This window comes from Bradyrhizobium sp. C-145, assembly GCF_023375135.1.
Classification (GTDB): Bacteria; Pseudomonadota; Alphaproteobacteria; order Rhizobiales; family Xanthobacteraceae; genus Bradyrhizobium; species Bradyrhizobium zhanjiangense.
Window position 1 is genome coordinate 1,066,154 of sequence record NZ_CP088150.1, and the last position, 18,819, is coordinate 1,084,972.

Genomic DNA, 18,819 nt, shown 5'->3' on the forward strand with positions numbered 1-18,819 from the left:
CCATGGATCGACGCGACGTCCTTCGCGCCGCTGCTACACTGCCGTTGTTGCGCGCTGCGTTACCTGACAAAGCCTTCGCTCAAACCTATCCCGCCCGCAACATCACCATGATCGTGCCGTTTCCCGCCGGCGGACAGGCCGATCTCGCCGCGCGTCCGGTGGCACAGGCGCTGGAGCGGGTCCTCGGCAAGCCCGTGATCGTCGACAACAGAGCCGGCGGTGGCGGCGGATCGGTCGGCAATGCCGCCGCGGCGCGCGCCGAGCCCGATGGCTACACGCTGCTGATGACGCTGTCCTCGCTCGCGGTGCTCCCCGAGGCCGATCGGCTGTTCGAGCGTCCCGTTGCCTACGAGGTCTCGCAGTTCATGCCGATCGCGCGCGTGCTCGCCGATCCCACGCTGCTCGCGGTGCCGGCCTCGGCGCCGTGGAAGACGGCGCAGGATTTCGTGGAGGACGCGAAGAAGCGGCCAGGCCAGATCACCTATGGCTCGTCCGGGCCCTACGGCACGCTGCACGTGGCGATGGAGATGTTCGCAAGCAGCGCCGGCATCAAGCTGCTGCACGTGCCGTTCCGCGGGGCAGGTCCGGCACTGACGGCGATCCTGGGTGGTACCGTGCAGGCGATCGCCGCCGCACCCGGAACGCTGAAGCCGCAGGTCGACGGCGGCAAGCTGCGCGTGCTCGGCAATTGCGGCGCGCAGCGCATCGCGAGCTTCCCCGACGTGCCGACCTTCCAGGAGCTCGGCTACAGGGATGTCGAGATGTACATCTGGGCCGGCCTGTTCGCGCAAAGCGCGCTGCCGGCCCCGATCGCGACCCGTCTGCGCGAGGCGATGGCGCAGGTCATGACCAGTCCGGACGTGCTCAAATCGTTCGAGGCCTCGGGCAGTCTCGTGGCCTATCAGGATGCGCCGGCCTTCGCGCAATTCGTCGCGGCCGACAGCGCGCGGCTGATCGCGGCGGTGAAGAAGATCGGCAAGGTGGAGTAGGTTCCAGGCGCTCTTTCACATTTTGTTGTTGGTCCAGAACCTTCCCCCGCCTCATTGATTGAGGAGGTTTTGATGGGATTCGGGAAGGATCGGGACATGCGAACAGAGCGGATTGCGCTGGGTGTGGCGCTCGCGATCGGCGGCATCGTCGCGCAGAACGCAGCATTCGCCCAGGAATATCGCGGCACGATGGAACAACAGATGGCCTGCACGCCTGATGTGTGGCGTCTGTGCAGCGATCAGATTCCCGACGTGAACCGTATCGTTGCCTGCTTGCAGCAGAACACGCCGCAGCTCTCGAGCGGCTGCCGCGCAGTGTTCCAGTCGAACAACCAGGCCCAGCCGCAGCAGCCGGTGCCGCGCAACCGCGCCGCGCCCCCGCCGCGCTACAACACCGCGCCGCCCCCTCCGCCGCGGCCCTATTATGACGAGGATGATTAGCCTCGCTTAGGATCGGTGTTCGCAGACATCGACCCATTCGGCCGCGACGAGCTCAGCCATCCGCTCCGGCGTGATGCGCACGGCGCTGTGGGTCGAGCCTGCGGCCGGCACCACGACGTCGAACGCTTTCAGCGAGACGTCGCAATAGATCGGCAGCGGCGCCTTCAGGCCGAACGGACAGACGCCTCCGACTTCGTGCCCGGTGATCTCGGCGACCTCCTCCGGTCCCAGCATTTTCGGCTTGCCCCCGAACTGCGCCTTCACCTTCTTGTTGTCCATGCGCGATGTGCCGGCAGCGACGATCAGGATCACGCGTTCGCCGACGCGCAACGACAGCGTCTTGGCGATGCGCCCCGGCTCGACGCCATAGGCTTCCGCCGCCAGCGTCACCGTGGCAGAGCTGATCGGGGATTCGATGACGGTAATATCGGGGGCTTTCTCGGCGAAAAAATCGCGAACGGATTGAAGGCTCATTCCAAACAGCTCATTCCAAGCACATGGGCGGGCGGCGATCCCTAGATTAGGCGATTCCTTAAGCGATTCCTGGTAGCTCGGAGAGCGCGCGGATGCGGTGATCCGGCGCGAAGCCGAGCTCGTCCATCTGGGTGCGGATCGCCTTGAACATCGTCAGCGGTGCCACGAGTTCGTTCTCGACGCAAGCCAGCGCCATGGCTTCGGGCGTCACCCGTTCGATCCAGGCGACCTTCAATCCGAACGATTTCGCGCCGGCGGCGTCCCAGGGATTGGAGGAGACGAACAGAACCTCGTTCGGCTTGGTGCCGAGCACCTCGCCGATCAGCTCATAGACGTCCGGGCTCGGCTTGAAGATTTTCTTCGCGTCGACGCTGATGGTGGCATCGAGCAGGGCGTCGAGGCCGGAATTGCGCACGAGCGCATTGAGCATGTCCGGACTGCCGTTGGAGAGGATGGCAAGCTTTCGCGGTCTCAGAGCCGCAAGCGCTGCTGTCGCATCCGGATAGAGGTCGAGGTGCAGATACTTCTCGATCACACGCTCGAATGTGTCGTTCTCGTAAGCGATCCCAAGCACGCGCAGCGTATAGGCAAGCGAGTGGCGCGTGACAGTGGCAAAATCTTCGTAGCGCCGCATCAGCGAGCGCAACCAGGTGTATTCGAGCTGCTTGATACGCCAGACCTGCGTGATGATCTCGCCATAGCCCGGAAACGCATCCTCGGTGATCTCTGCGACCGACTGGATGTCGTAGAGCGTGCCGTAGGCGTCGAAGACGACGGCTTTGATGCTCATTGACCCCTCCCTTGGATCGTTGCAGGCGCACGGACTATATCGGAACGGCCAGCTATCGTCGTTCTATATTCCGAGCCTCCCGCTCGGCGAAGACCCGGCTGAGGCCTCGAGCGTCCGAGCGTGAGGGCTTCGGTCACCGGGATCGAAGCCCTCGATTCGCTACGGGCGATGGGTGAGCGCCTAGATTCCCAACAGCTTGCGCGCGTTGGCCTTGAGCACCTTCGGCCGGATCTCGTCGCGGATGTCGATCTTGGCAAAATCCGACAGCCAGCGGTCCGGCGTGATCACCGGCCAATCCGAGCCGAACAGCATCTTGTCCTGAAGAATCGAGTTGATGTAGCGCACCAGGATCGGCGGGAAATACTTCGGCGACCAGCCGGAGAGGTCGATATAGACGTTCGGCTTGTGGGTCGCGACCGACAGCGCCTCCTCCTGCCAGGGGAAGGAGGGGTGAGCGAGGATGATCTTGAGGTCGGGGAAATCGGCCGCGACGTCGTCCATGTACATCGGGTTGGAATATTTCAGCCGCATCCCCATGCCGCCGGGCATGCCCGAGCCGACGCCGGTCTGGCCGGTGTGGAACAGCGCGATCGCGCCGCCATTGTTGATCTCTTCGTAGAGCGGATAGGCCATGCGGTCGTTGGCGTAGAAGCCCTGCATGGTCGGGTGGAATTTGAAGCCGCGCACGCCATACTCCTCGATCAGCTTGCGCGCCTCGCGGGCGCCGAGCTTGCCCTTGTGCGGATCGATCGAGACGAAGGGGATGAGGACGTCGAGATGGTCGGAGGCGACCTCCAGCATCTCGTAATTGTTATAGCGTCGGAAGCCGGTCTCGCGCTCGGCGTCGACCGGGAAGATCACGGCGGCGATGTTCTTGGAGCGATAGTACGCCGCGGTCTCCGGCACCGTTGGCGGATGCTTGTTGGGTGACTTGAAATACTCCGCCATCTGCGCCTGGAAATCGTCATAGCCGTCGTCGGCATGGCAGCCGCAGGGCTCCTCGGCATGGGTGTGGATGTCGATGGCAACGACATCGTCGATGTTGGGCAGCTTCAGTTTCGGCATTGGTTTCCTCCCGACGGGTTGCCAAATTGATTATATCATATAACGAATTTGGCAAGGCGCTGCCGTAGGTTCTCGGCTTGGCGGATCGGGCCGATTCGGCCGTTTCTACTGTGCATGGGGTTTGTTTTCGCGAATTTTGCTGGTTCGGAACCGGGCAGTTAACATTGACATCACCTCCCGCGATGCCTTAAGAACCGCCCCGTCCCGGGCGGTCATCCGCCAGCGGGAAAAATCTCATTTTGCCACATTCGCGCGTGCCGAAACGGTAGTGCCGAACACGGCCTTTCGAACGTTCAGGATTCTGCCATGAAGGTCCGTAACTCGCTGAAATCGTTGCGCGGTCGCCATCGCGCCAACCGCCTGGTCCGCCGCAAGGGCCGGGTCTATGTGATCAACAAGGTGCAGCGTCGCTTCAAGGCGCGTCAGGGCTGATCTCGCCCTGCCGGACGCCTTCGCGCTCCGCAACACCACGGTCTCACACGAGTTTGACGCCGCCCTGCTTTGCAAGGGCGGCTTTGCGCGTTTAGACTTTGCCCATGGCACTGAGATTCCTCTGCGCGCCCACCCTGTGTCTGGCCCTCGTCCTGGGGACCGCCGGCTTCGCCCCGGTGCTGGCGCAGCAGATTGAGCCGCCGCCTCCGCCCGGCCAGCAGAAGAAGCTGCCGGAAGCGCCGGCCAAGCTGCCCAAGGTCGACCGCACCAAGAATCTCGATTTCCTGTTCGGCGCGCTGAAGGCAGCGCCCGACGAGACCAGCGCCAAGCATGTCGAGGCGCGGATCTGGGCGATCTGGCTCCAGACCCCGAGCGACACCGCGGCACTGTTGATGTCGCGCGCCAAGACCGCGGTCGAGGCGCAGAAGATCGATGTCGCAATCAAGCTGCTGGATTCGATCATCAAGCTCAGGCCCGACTATATCGAGGCCTGGAACCGGCGCGCCACGCTCTATTACATGCAGAACGATTATGGCCGCTCACTCGCCGACATCCAGCAAGTGCTGATCCGGGAGCCGCGCCATTTCGGTGCGCTCGCAGGGCTCGGCATGATCATGCAGGAGGTCGGCAACGAGAAGCGCGCGCTGGAAGCCTACCGCAAGGCGCTCGCCGTCAATCCGCACCTCGAGAAGATCCCCGACCAGGTCAAGGCGCTGACCGAGAAGGTCGAAGGCCGCGACATCTAGCCTATAACTCGATCATTTCTTGAGCGATCGCGGCCGGCGCGGATTAACCACGATCGCAGGCGTCGCGTCGCGAGGGCTATTGCCGGGGCTGCCGCAGGCCTACCTGCATGGCAGGAGCAAAAGCCATGAAGCGTTTGATCTTTGCAGGTAGCTTGCTGCTCGCGTCCGGGACGGTGAGCCTCGCCGATGGATTGTTCTGGGTGGTCGGCAACCGCGCCACCGGCAAATGCGATATCGTGACCAGCAATCCCGTGATCATCGGCGATATCTGGTTCGGTGACGGCCCCTACAAATCCAAGGCCGACGCCAAGCTCGCCCGTTCGACGATCCGCGCCTGTCCCGCGGCAACGCCCGACGAGGAGAAGGACGAGGACGGGTCGAACTAAGTCGCTTGCACCTAGTGCAGGACGCTGCCGCCGCGCTCGGTGAGACCGCGATCGGCGACCGCGGCGTAAGCCTTTGCAAGCTCCGCTTCGAGATGCTCGTTGATCAGGAGCAGCGCCCGCACCGCACCGCGCAGGTCGCCGCTGCAGCTCGCGACGATCTCGTCGATCGCAGTGTCGTTCGATCTGAAGCTCATCGAAAATCCTCCGGTTCAAACCAGGAAAAAATCCTGCCGGTCTTTCCCGCATCCCCGAGGCTGCGAGGAGGATCGGCGCCCACCCGCGCCTAGATGGCCGAACCGACCATGGCGATTATATGGAAGCCGCGATGACGACTGCATGAAGCTGGTCCGAGGCTTGCGTGTCGCCAAGGATTATTGTTGATTCCGTTGGGTTTTTACGTTCCCTAATTGTGCACATATCCACAGCCCCGCTGTTTCCGGTGGAAGCCCTGAAGCCGACTGAGCGAAACTGCCGTGTGCCAAGACCCGTAACTGCCTTGTGCCCAGGACCGCCCGGATTCGCTCAATGATCGTGATGTCAGTCGTGACGGCGCTGGTTCTGCTGGCGCTGGCCACGCAGGCCGGAATCCTCGTCGTGCAGCGCGCCTTTCCGCCGCAGGGCCGGATGATCGAGGTCGACGGCGCGGTGCTTCACGTCGTCGATCTCGGCCCGCGCAATGCTGGCCTGCCGATCGTGATGCTGCACGGCGCAAGCTCCAATCTCGAAGCAATGCGGCGGCCGCTCGGTGATCTCCTCGCCAGCGATCATCGCGTCATTCTGATCGACCGTCCCGGCCATGGCTGGAGCACGCGCGTGCGGCGGCAGGATTCGACGCCGCAGATCCAGGCGCGGATGATCGATGATGCGCTTCAGGAGCTCGGGATCGACCGCGCGGTCTTCGTGGTGCATTCCTGGAGCGGCGCCCTGGGCGCGCGGATCGCGCTCGATCACCCGCACCGCGTCGCCGGCCTCGTGATGCTCGCGCCCGTCACTCATCCCTGGCGCGGCGGCGTCGGCCGCTACAACGAGATCATCGCAACGCCTGTGATCGGTCCGCTGCTCGCCTACACGATCACGCTGCCGCTCGGCTATGTTCTTACTGAATCCGGTGCGCGCAACGTCTTCTTGCCGCAAGTCATGCCGGACGGCTTCGTCAAGGACTCCGCGACGCCGCTGCTGCTGCGTCCGCGCGAGTTCATCGCCAATGCCTATGATCTGGTGACGCTGAAGGAAGCGGTTGCTGCGCAAGTCGCGCGTTATGGCGAGATATCGGCGCCGGTCACGATCATCGCAGGTGAGCCCGACAAGACCGTATCGACCGGCATCCACGCACGCCCCTTTGCCGCGATCGTGCCGAATGCGAAGCTGATCGTGCTGCCCGATCTCGGCCACATGGTGCAGAACGCCGTACCGGATGTCGTGAAGGCGGAGATCGAGACGATGATCGGGAAAATCGTCTCGGCGCAGGCGGCCGCCGATTAAAGCGTTTTCGAGCGAAGTGGATACCGGTTCGCGTGAAGCAAACGCGTCAAAACAAGAAGCTAGAGCTTCGGTTCTGATTCAATCAGAATCGAAGCTCTAGCGGCCGCCTTTTCCGCACCTACTGCTTGATCTTCCCGTCCTTGTCGAACTGCGAGACATAGGCCCAGAGATTGTTGATCTCGGTCTCGTTCTTGATGCCGGCGAATGCCATCTTGGTGCCGGGGATCTTGGCTTTGGGATCCTTGATGTATTCCTTGAAGGTCGGCTCGTCCCAGGTGATGCCGGAATTCTTGTTCGCATCCGAGTAGTTGTAGTCCGGAGCGGTGCCCGACTTGCGGCCGTTGAGGCCGTTGAGCTCGGGGCCGACCTTGTTCTTGGCGCCTTCGCCGATTGCGTGGCAGGCCAGGCATTTGTTAAACGATGTCTTGCCGGCCGCGACATCCTGCGCCATCGCGGCGGGTGCGGTGGCAATCACGGTGAGGATCGTCAGTGCGCCAAAAGTCAGTTTTGTCATCGGGTGCTCTTCGTCTCTTCCCTGGTGGGTCTAGTCAGTCTCTTGCCTGAGCGGCAATCGTCGGACCTGCCGGTTTTGGCAGGCCTGCCCGGCTTGGACAAGCCGCCAGACCATGACAGGTTTCACGATTTCCTACTTGTCCCAGAGCGAACTCGCTGGCGATTGCGGGTCCGACTTTCGGATGGCCTACCCAAACACTCCCGGACGTGGTTGATTTACCGCGACAAATTGGACCGCCCGGCGTGAGCCGGAAGGATATGCCATGAAGGATTTGATATGGCCATCATGATGCCTGCGAGCGACCAGGCCGTGCTCGCGCGCCGCGCGGACGTCGTTGCCGCACTGCGCGCAATCGTCCCCGGCGAAGGCGTGATCGACAGCGCCGCCGAGATGCGAGCCTATGAATCCGACGGATTGACGGCCTATCGGCAGCCGCCGATGGTCGTGGTGCTGCCTGACACCACCGAGCAGGTCTCGCTGGTCCTGAAATATTGTGCAGAGCAGGGTATCAAGGTCGTGCCCCGCGGGTCCGGTACCTCGCTGTCCGGGGGCGCGCTGCCGCTCGAGGACGGCGTGCTGCTCGGGCTCGGCAAGTTCAAGCGCATCCGCGAGATCGATTTCGACAACCGCGTCGTCGTCACCGAGCCCGGCGTCACCAACCTCGCCATCAGTCAGGCGGTCGCGCATGCCGGCTTTTACTACGCGCCCGACCCGTCCTCGCAGATCGCCTGCTCGATCGGCGGCAATGTCGCGGAAAATTCCGGCGGCGTGCATTGCCTGAAATACGGCATGACAACCAACAACGTGCTCGGTTGTGAGATCGTGCTGATGAGCGGCGAGATCCTGCGCATCGGCGGCAAGTCGGCGGAGAACCCTGGCTACGATCTGATGGGCGTCATCACCGGTTCCGAAGGCCTGCTCGGGGTCATCACCGAGATCACGGTGCGCATCCTGCAAAAGCCGGAGACGGCGCGTGCGCTGATGGTCGGCTTCGCGGAGGTCGAGGCCGCCGGCGAATGCGTGGCGCGCATCATCGGGGCCGGCATCATCCCTGGGGGCATGGAGATGATGGACAGGCCCGCGATCCACGCCGCCGAGGCCTTCGTCCATGCCGGCTATCCGCTCGATGTCGAGGCGCTGCTGATCATCGAGCTCGACGGTCCCAAGATCGAGGTCGACGAACTGATCACGCGCGTCGAGGCGATCGCGAATGGCTGCGGTTCGACCACCTGCCAAATCTCGACCTCAGAGGCCGAGCGCAATCTGTTCTGGGCGGGCCGCAAAGCCGCATTCCCCGCCGTGGGCCGCATCTCGCCCGATTATCTCTGCATGGATGGCACGATTCCCCGCGGCGCGCTGCCGAAGGCGCTGGCGCGCATCCGCGAACTCAGCGAAAAATACCAGCTCGGCTGCGCCAACGTGTTCCACGCCGGCGATGGCAATCTACACCCGCTGATCCTCTACGACGCCAACAAGCCCGGCGAGATCGAGCGCGCGGAGGCTTTTGGCGCCGACATCCTGCGCGCCTGCGTCGAATTCGGCGGCGTGCTCACCGGCGAGCACGGCGTCGGCATCGAGAAGCGCGACCTCATGCCGGATATGTTCAGTGAGATCGACCTCAACCAGCAGCAGCGGTTGAAATGTGCCTTCGACGCGCAGGGCCTGCTCAATCCCGGAAAGGTGTTTCCGACCCTGCACCGCTGCGCCGAGCTCGGCCGTATGCATGTGCATGCAGGTAAGCTGGCGTTTCCGGATATTCCCCGGTTCTGAGCGACCGGGATCACTCACACGAAGAGCCGCCGGGTTGAGACCGCGGCGGCTCTTGTCATTGGCCTATTGGCAATTGCGAGGCGACCGTCAGTAGCCAGACTTCGTGCTCGCGCCACCAGACTTCGTGCTCGCGCCAGTGGTTTGGCCGGGAGCGTAGCCAGAAGCGCCGGGGTGACCTTTCTTAGAACCCATGGCGTGCTTCTTATGTCCCGGAGTGTAGCCGGATGCTCCCGGATGGCCTGCCTTGGAGCCCTTGGTCTGCATCTCTTGGCCCGGCGTCTTGCTTGATACGCCTTGGGCAAAGACGGCCGGCGCAGTGCCGATGAGGGCGATGGCAGAAAGTGCAACAATTATTCTCTTCATCTTCATTCCTCCTTCTGAAGGAAGCACCGTGATCAACGGGTTGGAAACTGCGCCGTTCCATGAACGCCTGTTCATCAATCTATTATCGAGGGTCCACCAAATGCCCGATGTGCGCGTCGCGCCGATCCGCCGAAGCAGTACCGGTGATCCCGACGATTGATGCAGAGCGCGAAGTCTGGTTGCGAGCGCCGAGAGATTGCGTCGCCTTACCGTTCTTGCTCGCTTCGTCCGGCTGGGCTGCTTCGGTAAGATGCGCCAGTTGACGACAAGCAGCGGAAGGCATGCCCAGCAAAGCGAGCGCCCGGCCACCGCTCTTTCGCGTTGCACCAGAGATTGCCGGCCTGGGCGAAGCGCAGTGTCTGACAGATTTGATTTCCGGCGCGAATTTCGTTACGGCCTCCTCTCGTGGATACGCTCAAGGTCAGAGACGGCAAAGACGTCGAAGAGGTGGTGCGCGCGGCGATCGCCAACGAGCAGCCGCTCGAGATCATCGGTCATGGCTCCAAGCGCGGTATCGGCCATGCGATGGCGACCAATGCCGTGCTCGACGTCTCCGCGCTCAATGCGGTCACCTCCTACGAGCCCAACGAGTTGATCGTCACGCTCCAGGCCGGCGCGCCGCTGGCCGACGTGCTGTCGCTGATCGATGCCAAAAACCAGCAATTCGCCTTCGAGCCGATGAACACGGCGCCGCTGCTCGGCACGCCGGCGCTCGGAACCATCGGCGGCATGATCGCCGCCGGGCTCGCCGGTCCCCGGCGGATCAGGGCGGGCGGGGCGCGCGATCACCTGCTCGGGGCGCACGCCGTCTCCGGCTTCGGTGACAGCTTCAAGACCGGCGGCAAGGTGGTGAAGAACGTCACCGGCTACGACCTGTGCAAGCTTCTCGCGGGGTCCTGGGGTACGCTGGCGGTGATGACCGAGGTCACGCTCAAGGTGATGCCCAAGCCCGAGGCCGAGCGGACGCTGCTGCTCGGCGGGCTCGACGATGCCCGCGCCAACAAGGCGATGACGGCGGCGCTCGGCTCGCCCTTCGACGTTTCCGGAGCCGCGCATCTGCCGAAATCGGCCTTTCGCGCCAAGGCCAACGGGCTCGGCGACATCGCGGGCCAGGACGAGGCACTGACCGTGCTGCGGCTCGAGGGCATCACGGCCTCCGCCGCGCACCGCGCCGGCTCCTTGCGGGAATTGCTGGCGCCGTTCGGAACCGCGACCCTGATCGAAGACGGCGCATCGGCCGCGCTGTGGGCCACGATCCGCGACGTCCTGCCGTTCGCGGCAAGCGGCGCGGTGGGCGCCTGGCCGGTCTGGCGGATCGTCTGTCCGCCGGCGTCGGGCGCGGCGCTCGGCACCCAATTGGCACGCGAGACCGGCGGCGACCTGATCTACGATTGGGGCGGCGGACTGATCTGGGCGGCGGTGCCGCCGAAGCCGGACGCGCATGCCCCGGCCGTGCGCCAGCTCACCAACGCGTTCGGAGGACATGCTACACTGATCCGGGCGGCCGAGGACGTCAGGCGTGATGTCGATGTATTCCATCCGCAAGCGCCTGGCATCGCGGCACTGAGCGAGCGGGTGCGCGCCAGTTTCGATCCGAAGACTATTCTCAACCGGGGACGCCTGAGGCGGGGCGCTGCGGCATGAAGACCGAATTCTCACTGGCGCAGCTCGCCGACCCCGACATCGCCGAAGCCGACAAGATCCTTCGCGCCTGCGTCCATTGCGGCTTCTGCACCGCAACCTGTCCGACCTATGTACTGCTCGGCGACGAGCTCGATAGCCCGCGCGGCCGCATCTACTTGATCAAGGAGATGCTGGAGAAGGACCTGGCGCCGACCGCCGAGGTGGTCAAGCATATCGACCGCTGCCTTTCGTGCCTCGCCTGCATGACGACCTGCCCGTCAGGGGTGAACTACATGCACCTCGTCGACCAGGCCCGGGTCCGGATCGAGCAGCGCTATCAGCGGCCGCTGACTGAGCGGTTGTTGCGTCAGGTGCTGGCCTTCGTGCTGCCGGACCCGCAGCGTTTCCGCGCGAGCATGTGGCTGGCGCGGCTGGCCCGCCCGCTTGCCGTCTTCCTGCCGACGCCCAGGCCCTCGGCCACGCCCGGACTGATCCAGCGCATCAAGGCGATGCTGGCGCTGGCGCCGAACCGACTGCCATTGCCGGGGCCCGCCGCCGGCAGCGTGTTCGCCGCGCTCGGCAAGAGACGCGGCCGGGTCGCTCTGCTGCAGGGCTGCGCCCAGCAGGTGCTGGCGCCGCGCATCAACCAGGCCGCCATCAGCCTTCTCACCCGCCACGGCATCGAGGTTGTCCTGGTCCGGGACGAGCAGTGCTGTGGCGCGCTGACCCATCACCTCGGCAACGACCACGACGCATTGGCGCGGGCGCGCGCCAATATCGCTGCGTGGTGCCGGGAGGCGGCCGGCGAGGGGCTCGACGCCATCCTGGTGACGGCGTCCGGCTGCGGCACCGTGATCAAGGACTACGGCTATCTGCTGCGCGAGGATGTGGCGTTCGCAGCCGATGCGGCGAAGGTGTCCGCGCTTGCCAAGGACATCACCGAATACGTCGCCGGCCTCGGACTTTCGGCCACCGCGCCACAGGACAACATCGTGGTCGCCTATCACTCCGCGTGCTCGTTGCAGCATGGGCAGAAAATCACGGGCCTTCCGAAAGAATTGCTTTCCAAGAATGGATTCGTGGTGAAAGATGTGCCGGAGAGCCATTTGTGTTGCGGTTCGGCGGGCACCTACAACATTCTCCAGCCCGAGCTTGCGGACCGGTTGCGCGATCGCAAGGTCGCCAACATCGCGAGCGTCAAGCCGGACATGATTGCTGCGGGCAATATCGGCTGCATGGTGCAGATTGCCAGTGGCACATCAATTCCGGTCGTACACACGATTGAGCTTCTCGATTGGGCTACGGGCGGGTCGCGGCCGGCATTGAACGCGCAAGTTTGAGCTTTCAAAAGCTGAGCTTTCGTCCGCAGGTGACGGCAGAAAGACGCCCGATCGACCATTGTTCGGCGGCAACAGGAGGACCACGATGGCGAAAGCGAAGAAGAAAAAAAGCAAGAAGGCCAAAAAGGCTAAGAAGGTAGTAGCGGCGAAGAAGAAGACCGCGAAGAAGGCAGCCAAGAAGTCCGCGAAAAAGTCTGCAAAGAAAGCTGCGAAATCTGCCAAGAAGGCAGCCCCGAAGAAAGCCGCCAAGAAGGCTGCGACGAAGTCGGCCAAGAAGGCCGCACCCAAGAAGGCCGCGAGGAAAGCGGCACCGAAGAAAGCGAAGGCAGCTCCTGCTCCGAAGCCATCAGCACCGGTGGAAGCTCCGGCTCCCGAGCCTGCCGCCGAGACAAGCTGGGCGATGCCTTCGTCTTCTGCGGAATCGGCGCCGGCCGAGGGACAGGGGTAGGTCCAGCGACGCGATCGACAACAGAAAGGCCGCTGCGGTGACGCTGCGGCCTTTTTGCATCGCCACAAGCACCTACAGGGGCCGCCCTTTCTCGCGCCTGTCTGATTCGTAACCTGGGGGCCACGCTTCCTGGCTTCCCCGTACTTGCACGGACCATCCTTTGCAGTTTGCGACGCAATTGATGTGTTCGAGAAGACACACAGGCTGACAACCTTTCGTGGAATGGTCAAAACGCCTAAAAAGTCGGCAGATGCCCGCGCTTTTTGCTTCACCGTTCGCACCCCTCAATTCACATTGCCGCAGTTAGGAAATTTGCAATCAGATCGAGCGCCCCGGGGGGCTAACGGGATCTGACTGGGTCTAAGAACTGGCGATGGGGATCGAAATGAAAAAAGTGGCTTTGTTGGCAACGGCGCTGGCAATGGTGGCGGGTTCGGCTTTCGCGGCAGACATGCCGGTCAAGGCATTGAAAGCCCCGCCGCCGCCGGCCTTCGATCCCTGGGATATCGCCTTCGGCGGCGCCATCATGAGCGACTACATCTTCCGCGGTATCACCCAGTCGAACCACAAGCCGTCTGTCGCCGCCTATTTTGAGCCGCGCTACAACGTCACCAAGGACCTCCAGCTCTATGTCGGCTTGGCCGGTGAGAGCATCTCCTTCCCGAACCGCGCCGCGGCCGAGATCGACGTCTACGGCGGTATCCGCCCGACCTTCGGTGCGTTCGCCTTCGACATCGGTGTCTGGGGTTATCTGTATCCGGGTGGCACCTGCTTTTACGGCGCGCCGACTGACACCGCCGGCAACCCGCTCAGCGCGCAGTGCGCCGCGAACGCCCTGCTCAATGGCAACGTGATGAAGAAGGATGTCAGCTTCTTCGAAGTCTACGGCAAGGTGGCTTACACCATCAACGACAGCTGGACCGTCGGCCTGAACGAGTACTACACGCCGAGCTTCCTGAACTCCGGCGCGTGGGGCGACTATGTGTCGATCACCGCCAAATACACCGCGCCGAGCACCATTTTCGGCTCCAGCGGCGTCGGCATGTACGTCTCGGGTGAGTTCGGCCGCCAATTCCTGGGCACCTCCGACTCGTTCTACGGCACTGGCTTCGCCGCGCCGGGCTTCGCCGGTCCGTTCCCGAACGGCATCAAGTACGCCGACTACAACACCTGGAATATCGGCATCGGCTTCACCTACAAGGTGTTCACGCTCGACCTGCGTTACTCCGACACCGACCTTTCGAAAGCGAACTGCAACGCGTTCACCAGCGACTACACGGCAGGCTTCAACGGCAGCTTCAGCAACATCAATCCGACTGGCGTCGGCTCCAATTGGTGCGGCGCCGCCGGCATCGCCAAGCTCTCCTTCGATCTGACGGCGATGACCAACCTGAAGTAAGTATCTTCCCGAAACGACTTGATGAGGGCGGCGGAGCAATCTGCCGCCCTTTTGCTTTGGGTTGCGGGAGCACCAACAGCTGGCTTCATGGTTCGGGACGCCCGCTTGTGGGGGCTCCTCACCATGAGAATCTGGGTTGTCGCCGCGACAGCGGACCTCATCCTGAGGGCCCGCCACAGGCGGGCGTCTCGAAGGATGGACCGCAACGCAGGGCCTACGCGGCGTCCGCTCGTCCTCAACGCGCCGCGCTCGGCTCCGCTACAGCCGGTTCGCCGCCGAGGACGTGGATCTCGCCGTCCTTCACCATTGTCATCTTGCGGGTGTGGAAGGCGTCGAGCGTCGAGCGGTGGCCGATCGAGACAATGGTCGCCTGCGGCAGCTTCTCCGCCAACAGCCGGTACAGCCGGGCCTCGGACGGCTCGTCCAGCGACGCCGTGGCCTCGTCCAGGAACAGATAGTCCGGCGCATGCAACAGCGCGCGGGCGAGCCCGAGGCGCTGCTGCTCGCCGAGCGACAGCATCCGGTTCCAGTGACCGTCCTCGGCAAGCCGCTTTGCCAGACGCGGCATGCCTACTGCTGTCAGCGCTTCCGCGATCTTTTCGGGCGCGATTGTGCCATGATCGGAGGGGTAGATCACGGCATCCCCGAGCGGACCGATCGGGAAATACGGCCGCTGCGGCACCATCATCAGCTTCGCCTTCTCAGGAATGGCGATCGTTCCGTCGCCGAAAGGCCAGATGCCGGCAATGGCCCGGAACAACGTCGACTTGCCGGAACCGGACGGTCCGGTCACCAGCACCCGCTCTGCCGGCCGGACGATGAAGGCATCGGCGCTGACCAGTGGCTCGCCGTTTGGCAGGTTCACCAGCAATTGCTTGAGCGTGATTGCCTTGGCGCTGCCTGGCGCAACGCTGATGGCCGGCTCGTGCGCCGCGACGGTGGCTGCTGAGCTGACCGACATCTCGAAGCCATCGAGACGAGCAATCACCGAGCGCCATTCCGCGAGCGAGCGATACGCCGTGACGAAGAACGACAGCGCATCCTGCACGCTGCCGAACGCCGAGCCGGTCTGCATCAAGTCGCCGAGCTGGATTCTCTTGGCGAAGTAAGCCGGAGCCACCACCACATAGGGGAAGATCACTGCAGCCTGACTGTAGCTTGCCGTGAAAGCGGTCAGGCGCTTGGTCCTGCTCATAATCGCGTACCAGTTGCCTATGACGAAACCAAAGCGCTGCAGCAGATTCCCTCGCTCCGCGCTCTCACCTTTCAAAAGGGCGATCTGCTCGGAATTTTCGCGCACGCGGATCAGGTTGAAGCGGAAGTCGGCCTCGAAGCGCTGCTGCTCGAAATTGAGGTTGATGAGCGGGGCACCGATCCAGTGCGTCAGCGCCGTACCCAGGATTGCGTAGACCAGCGCACACCAGACCAGAAAACCAGGGATGACGATATCGGTACCGTAAATGTGCAGCGGCGCCTTGTCCGACAGGCCCCAGAGAATGACGACGAACGAGGCCAGCGTCACGATCGACGACAGCAGGCCGAGGCCGATGGTCAGGGTCTGCTCGACGAAATTCTTGACGTCCTCGGTGATACGCTGATCCGGATTGTCGGCGGCGTCGCCCTTGAGCTGCATGCGGTAATGCGTCGAGCCGTTGAGCCATTCGCCGAGATAATGTTGCGTCAGCCAGCGCCGCCAACGAATCTGGAGCCACTGGTTCAGGTAGAGCTTGTAGACCGCCAATGCGACGAAGCTGAAGGCAAGGCCAAGAAAGATCCAAATCTCTCTGACGAACCGGTCCAGTTCATATCCCTGGATCGCACTGAAGAATCGGTTCTGCCACTGACTGACCAGAACATTGATCGCCACCAGCGCCAGCTCCATGGCAATGACGGCGGCGAGCAGGCCGCGGCCAGCCCATTTGTCCTCCGATCGGAAATAGGGGGCGGCGATTCGCCAGACGATCGCGAGCGTGGCGCGGATGTTCTTCACAGAGCTGGGTCTCCTCAGGGGATGTGCATAACGGCCCAGAGCCATATGGCTGAGGTAATGGCGAAAATGGGCGCGCTTAGACTAAAGTCGCAAGGTCTGCAATTTGCGTTGGCTTGTCGCAGCTTGCAACCCTAGCATGGGGCTCGACGGCGCGGGGCGGGGTGCTTCGGGATTTCGCGAGCTTGTGAGCGGACGGGAACCGCCGCATTCGCGAGGAATTCGCGTCCGACTCGGGGGTTATCGCTTTCAGCGTCAAGCAGGACCGGCTCTCCACGCGGGTCGCCTGCCACAAACATGCGTGGGGAGGAAGACCATGTGGAATCAAATCTATGACCCGCTGCACAGCCCGGTGCTGTCGACGATCGCGGCGGCAGTGCCCGTCGTCACGCTGCTGGTCCTGATCGCGAGTGGCCGCGTCCAGGCCCATATCGCAGCCGTCATCGCAGTGATCGTGACCAACCTGATCACGATCTTCGTCTTCACCATGCCCGCGAACATGTCGATCCGCGCCTCGGTGCTGGGCATCGTCACCGGGTTCTTCCCCATCGGCTGGATCGTCCTCAACGTCATCTTCCTCTATCAGGTGACGGTAGGGTGCGGAAAATTCGAACTGCTGAAGCGCGCGATCGGCGGCGTCACCGAGGACCGGCGTTTGCAACTGTTGCTGGTGGCGTTCTCGTTCGGTGCCTTCTTCGAGGGTGCCTCGGGCTTCGGCACGCCGGTCGCGATCACCGGCGCGGTGTTGATCGGGCTCGGCTTCTCGCCGCTCGCAGCCTCCGGCCTGTCGCTGATCGCCAACACCGCGCCGGTCGCCTATGGCGCGCTGGGCACGCCGATCCAGGGCCTTGCCTCGGTCACCGGGCTCGACCCGTATATCTTGGGTGCGATGGTCGGCCGGCAATTGCCGTTCTTCTCGCTGATCGTGCCGTTCTGGGTGGTGTGGGCGTTCGCGGGCTGGAGGGGCATGAAGGACGTCTGGCCGGCGATCCTCGTCACGGGCGTGTCGTTTGCAATACCGCAATATGTGATCTCGAATCACATCAATCCCTGGATCGTCGACATCGGGGCATCGCTGATCTCGATGGGCGCCCTCATCCTGTTCCTGAAGGTGTGGCAGCCGAGGCAGCTCTGGCTGTCGCCGGAGCTGCGTGGACACGACGAGTCGCATGCGACCATGGCGCCGGCGAAGCCGCTCGACAAAACTCCGCTCACGCAAGCGGAGCTCTGGAGCGCGCTCTTGCCGTGGATCATCGTCTGCGTCGTGATGCTGCTGTGGGGCAGCGGCTGGTTCAAGACCTGGGCGAACTCGATCTTCACCTTCAACTACGCGGTTCCCGAGCTCGACAAGATGATCAACAAGATGCCGCCGGTGGCGGCGAAACCGACGCCGGAAGGCGCGGTGTTCAGCTTCACCTACCTGTCCTTCACTGGCACGGGCATGCTGATCGCGGCGATCATCTCCGGCTTCCTGATGGGCGTCGGTCCCGTCAAACTCGTGACCGAGTACGGCCGCACCATCCGGCTGTGCGCGATCTCGCTGATCACGATCTCCGCGATGCTCGCGATCGGCACCTTGACGCGCTTGTCCGGCGTCGACGCGACGCTGGGCCTCGCCTTCGCGGCCACCGGCGTGCTCTATCCCTTCTTCGGCACGCTGCTTGGCTGGCTGGGTGTCGCGCTGACGGGATCGGACACCGCCTCAAACGTGCTGTTCGGAAACCTGCAGAAGATCACCTCCGAGCAGCTCGGCCTGTCGCCGGTCCTGATGGCTGCGGCGAACTCCTCCGGCGGCGTGATGGGCAAGATGATCGACGCGCAATCGATCGTCGTCGCCTCCACCGCCACCAATTGGTACGGCCACGAGGGCACCATCCTGCGCTTCGTGTTCCGGCACTCGATCGTGCTGGCCTGCCTCGTCGGCGTGCTCGTGACGTTGCAGGCCTATGTCTGGCCGTTTACGGCGCTGGTGCTGAAGTAGCGGTCGACGCCAGGCTGCGATGCCAATCCCCGCGAGGCTCGCCTCGCGGGGATTTTTGCATCGACATCCGCCATGGGCGAACCTTCTCAAGAACGCTGCTGTCTTATAGAAGGTGTGGCAAGTCAGGTCGGTCGAGAGGTCTTATGGTTTTGCTCAAGCGGTTGGTGTGTGTGGCAGTTGCCATGCTCGCGATGTCCACGCTCGCGCGTGCTGAGGACGGGTTCCCCTTCGGCACCGAAATGACGCTGGAAGCGCTGCCACAGCCCGGCTCGAAGCGGATACCGAACATCGAGATCGGCGACAATGGCGAGGTCGTGCTGGAGCTCTGGTGCAAGGGCGGCAAGGGGCAGTTCTCGGTCGCCGGCAACACCGTGATCTTCGTTCCCGGGCAGATCCAGGATCGTTCCTGTCCGCAGGCCAAGGCCCAGGCCGACGATGAGCTGGTCGGAGCGCTCGGCAGCGTCGAGACTTGGAAACGCCAGGGCGACGTGCTGACGCTGATCGGCCCCAAGCCGCTGCGCTTTCGCGTGAACGGGAATTAGATCTGCTCTCGTGTCCCGGACAAGGCGAGGCGCCGCAGAGCCGGGAC

At 63.4% G+C, this 18,819-nt stretch carries 20 protein-coding genes; 14 read left to right on the plus strand and 6 right to left on the minus strand.

Annotated elements, in window-relative coordinates:
- The first annotated feature begins 2 nt into the window (after positions 1-2).
- Positions 3-989: a tripartite tricarboxylate transporter substrate binding protein gene (locus LRP30_RS04980; RefSeq protein WP_128931358.1), complete on the plus strand. Its 987-nt coding sequence runs from the start codon at positions 3-5 to the stop codon at positions 987-989.
- Positions 990-1,085: 96 nt separating this feature from the next.
- Positions 1,086-1,430 (plus strand): hypothetical protein, encoded by a 345-nt coding sequence (locus LRP30_RS04985; RefSeq protein WP_091887079.1) that lies wholly within the window; start codon positions 1,086-1,088, stop codon positions 1,428-1,430.
- A gap of 6 nt (positions 1,431-1,436) precedes the next feature.
- Here the strand turns inward: LRP30_RS04985 and LRP30_RS04990 are convergent, their stop codons facing one another.
- The 3 genes from LRP30_RS04990 to LRP30_RS05000 all read right to left on the minus strand — a co-directional run bounded on the left by LRP30_RS04990 (position 1,437) and on the right by LRP30_RS05000 (position 3,759).
- Positions 1,437-1,904 (minus strand): YbaK/EbsC family protein, encoded by a 468-nt coding sequence (locus tag LRP30_RS04990; protein WP_249759539.1) that lies wholly within the window; start codon positions 1,902-1,904, stop codon positions 1,437-1,439.
- 58 nt (positions 1,905-1,962) lie between these two features.
- Positions 1,963-2,694: a haloacid dehalogenase type II gene (locus tag LRP30_RS04995; protein ID WP_249759540.1), complete on the minus strand. Its 732-nt coding sequence runs from the start codon at positions 2,692-2,694 to the stop codon at positions 1,963-1,965.
- Between the two features lie 180 nt (positions 2,695-2,874).
- The gene (locus LRP30_RS05000) at positions 2,875-3,759 is read right to left on the minus strand and encodes a 4-hydroxyphenyl-beta-ketoacyl-CoA hydrolase (RefSeq protein WP_011090280.1); all 885 of its coding nucleotides are present in this window, start codon (positions 3,757-3,759) and stop codon (positions 2,875-2,877) included.
- A gap of 306 nt (positions 3,760-4,065) precedes the next feature.
- Here LRP30_RS05000 and ykgO point away from each other — a divergent pair, with 306 nt between their 5' ends.
- The 3 genes from ykgO to LRP30_RS05015 all read left to right on the plus strand — a co-directional run bounded on the left by ykgO (position 4,066) and on the right by LRP30_RS05015 (position 5,323).
- Positions 4,066-4,191 carry a type B 50S ribosomal protein L36 gene (ykgO, locus tag LRP30_RS05005; protein WP_006611362.1) on the plus strand — a complete coding sequence of 42 codons (126 nt, stop codon included), beginning with the start codon at positions 4,066-4,068 and terminating at the stop codon, positions 4,189-4,191.
- A gap of 104 nt (positions 4,192-4,295) precedes the next feature.
- Positions 4,296-4,937 carry a tetratricopeptide repeat protein gene (locus tag LRP30_RS05010; RefSeq protein WP_091886982.1) on the plus strand — a complete coding sequence of 214 codons (642 nt, stop codon included), beginning with the start codon at positions 4,296-4,298 and terminating at the stop codon, positions 4,935-4,937.
- Between the two features lie 125 nt (positions 4,938-5,062).
- A complete protein-coding gene (locus tag LRP30_RS05015; protein ID WP_128931362.1) occupies positions 5,063-5,323 on the plus strand; it encodes a hypothetical protein in 261 nt (86 codons plus the stop codon).
- 11 nt (positions 5,324-5,334) lie between these two features.
- On the opposite strand, the gene LRP30_RS05020 is transcribed toward LRP30_RS05015, so the two are convergent.
- Positions 5,335-5,517, minus strand: a complete 183-nt coding sequence (locus tag LRP30_RS05020; protein ID WP_091886978.1) for a hypothetical protein — start codon at positions 5,515-5,517, stop codon at positions 5,335-5,337.
- 331 nt (positions 5,518-5,848) lie between these two features.
- Between LRP30_RS05020 and LRP30_RS05025 the strand changes: the two genes are divergently transcribed.
- Positions 5,849-6,805 carry an alpha/beta hydrolase gene (locus LRP30_RS05025; protein ID WP_249759541.1) on the plus strand — a complete coding sequence of 319 codons (957 nt, stop codon included), beginning with the start codon at positions 5,849-5,851 and terminating at the stop codon, positions 6,803-6,805.
- Between the two features lie 118 nt (positions 6,806-6,923).
- Here LRP30_RS05025 and cycA read toward each other — a convergent pair whose 3' ends face one another.
- A complete protein-coding gene (cycA, locus tag LRP30_RS05030) occupies positions 6,924-7,319 on the minus strand; it encodes a cytochrome c-550 CycA (RefSeq protein ID WP_091886974.1) in 396 nt (131 codons plus the stop codon).
- Between the two features lie 276 nt (positions 7,320-7,595).
- On the opposite strand from cycA, the gene LRP30_RS05035 reads away from it, so the two are divergent.
- The 6 genes from LRP30_RS05035 to LRP30_RS05060 all read left to right on the plus strand — a co-directional run bounded on the left by LRP30_RS05035 (position 7,596) and on the right by LRP30_RS05060 (position 14,262).
- Positions 7,596-9,089, plus strand: a complete 1,494-nt coding sequence (locus tag LRP30_RS05035; RefSeq protein ID WP_128946417.1) for an FAD-linked oxidase C-terminal domain-containing protein — start codon at positions 7,596-7,598, stop codon at positions 9,087-9,089.
- A 244-nt stretch (positions 9,090-9,333) separates the two neighbouring features.
- Positions 9,334-9,612 (plus strand): hypothetical protein, encoded by a 279-nt coding sequence (locus tag LRP30_RS05040; protein ID WP_164940093.1) that lies wholly within the window; start codon positions 9,334-9,336, stop codon positions 9,610-9,612.
- A 245-nt stretch (positions 9,613-9,857) separates the two neighbouring features.
- On the plus strand, positions 9,858-11,096 hold the full coding sequence (locus LRP30_RS05045; RefSeq protein WP_249759542.1) for an FAD-binding protein: 1,239 nt from the start codon (positions 9,858-9,860) through the stop codon (positions 11,094-11,096).
- A complete protein-coding gene (gene glcF / locus LRP30_RS05050; RefSeq protein ID WP_249759543.1) occupies positions 11,093-12,415 on the plus strand; it encodes a glycolate oxidase subunit GlcF in 1,323 nt (440 codons plus the stop codon). The genes LRP30_RS05045 and glcF overlap by 4 nt, the downstream gene beginning before the upstream one ends.
- A gap of 85 nt (positions 12,416-12,500) precedes the next feature.
- Positions 12,501-12,863 (plus strand): histone, encoded by a 363-nt coding sequence (locus tag LRP30_RS05055; RefSeq protein WP_249759544.1) that lies wholly within the window; start codon positions 12,501-12,503, stop codon positions 12,861-12,863.
- Between the two features lie 385 nt (positions 12,864-13,248).
- Positions 13,249-14,262 carry a TorF family putative porin gene (locus tag LRP30_RS05060; RefSeq protein WP_128931369.1) on the plus strand — a complete coding sequence of 338 codons (1,014 nt, stop codon included), beginning with the start codon at positions 13,249-13,251 and terminating at the stop codon, positions 14,260-14,262.
- A 235-nt stretch (positions 14,263-14,497) separates the two neighbouring features.
- On the opposite strand, the gene LRP30_RS05065 is transcribed toward LRP30_RS05060, so the two are convergent.
- Complete coding sequence (locus LRP30_RS05065; RefSeq protein ID WP_249759545.1) at positions 14,498-16,252, minus strand: ABC transporter ATP-binding protein/permease; 1,755 nt, start codon at positions 16,250-16,252, stop codon at positions 14,498-14,500.
- 313 nt (positions 16,253-16,565) lie between these two features.
- On the opposite strand from LRP30_RS05065, the gene LRP30_RS05070 reads away from it, so the two are divergent.
- Complete coding sequence (locus tag LRP30_RS05070) at positions 16,566-18,230, plus strand: L-lactate permease (RefSeq protein ID WP_128931371.1); 1,665 nt, start codon at positions 16,566-16,568, stop codon at positions 18,228-18,230.
- Positions 18,231-18,373: 143 nt separating this feature from the next.
- Entirely contained in the window at positions 18,374-18,772 is a 399-nt protein-coding gene (locus LRP30_RS05075; protein ID WP_249759546.1) for an META domain-containing protein, read from the plus strand.
- Positions 18,773-18,819 lie beyond the last annotated feature (47 nt).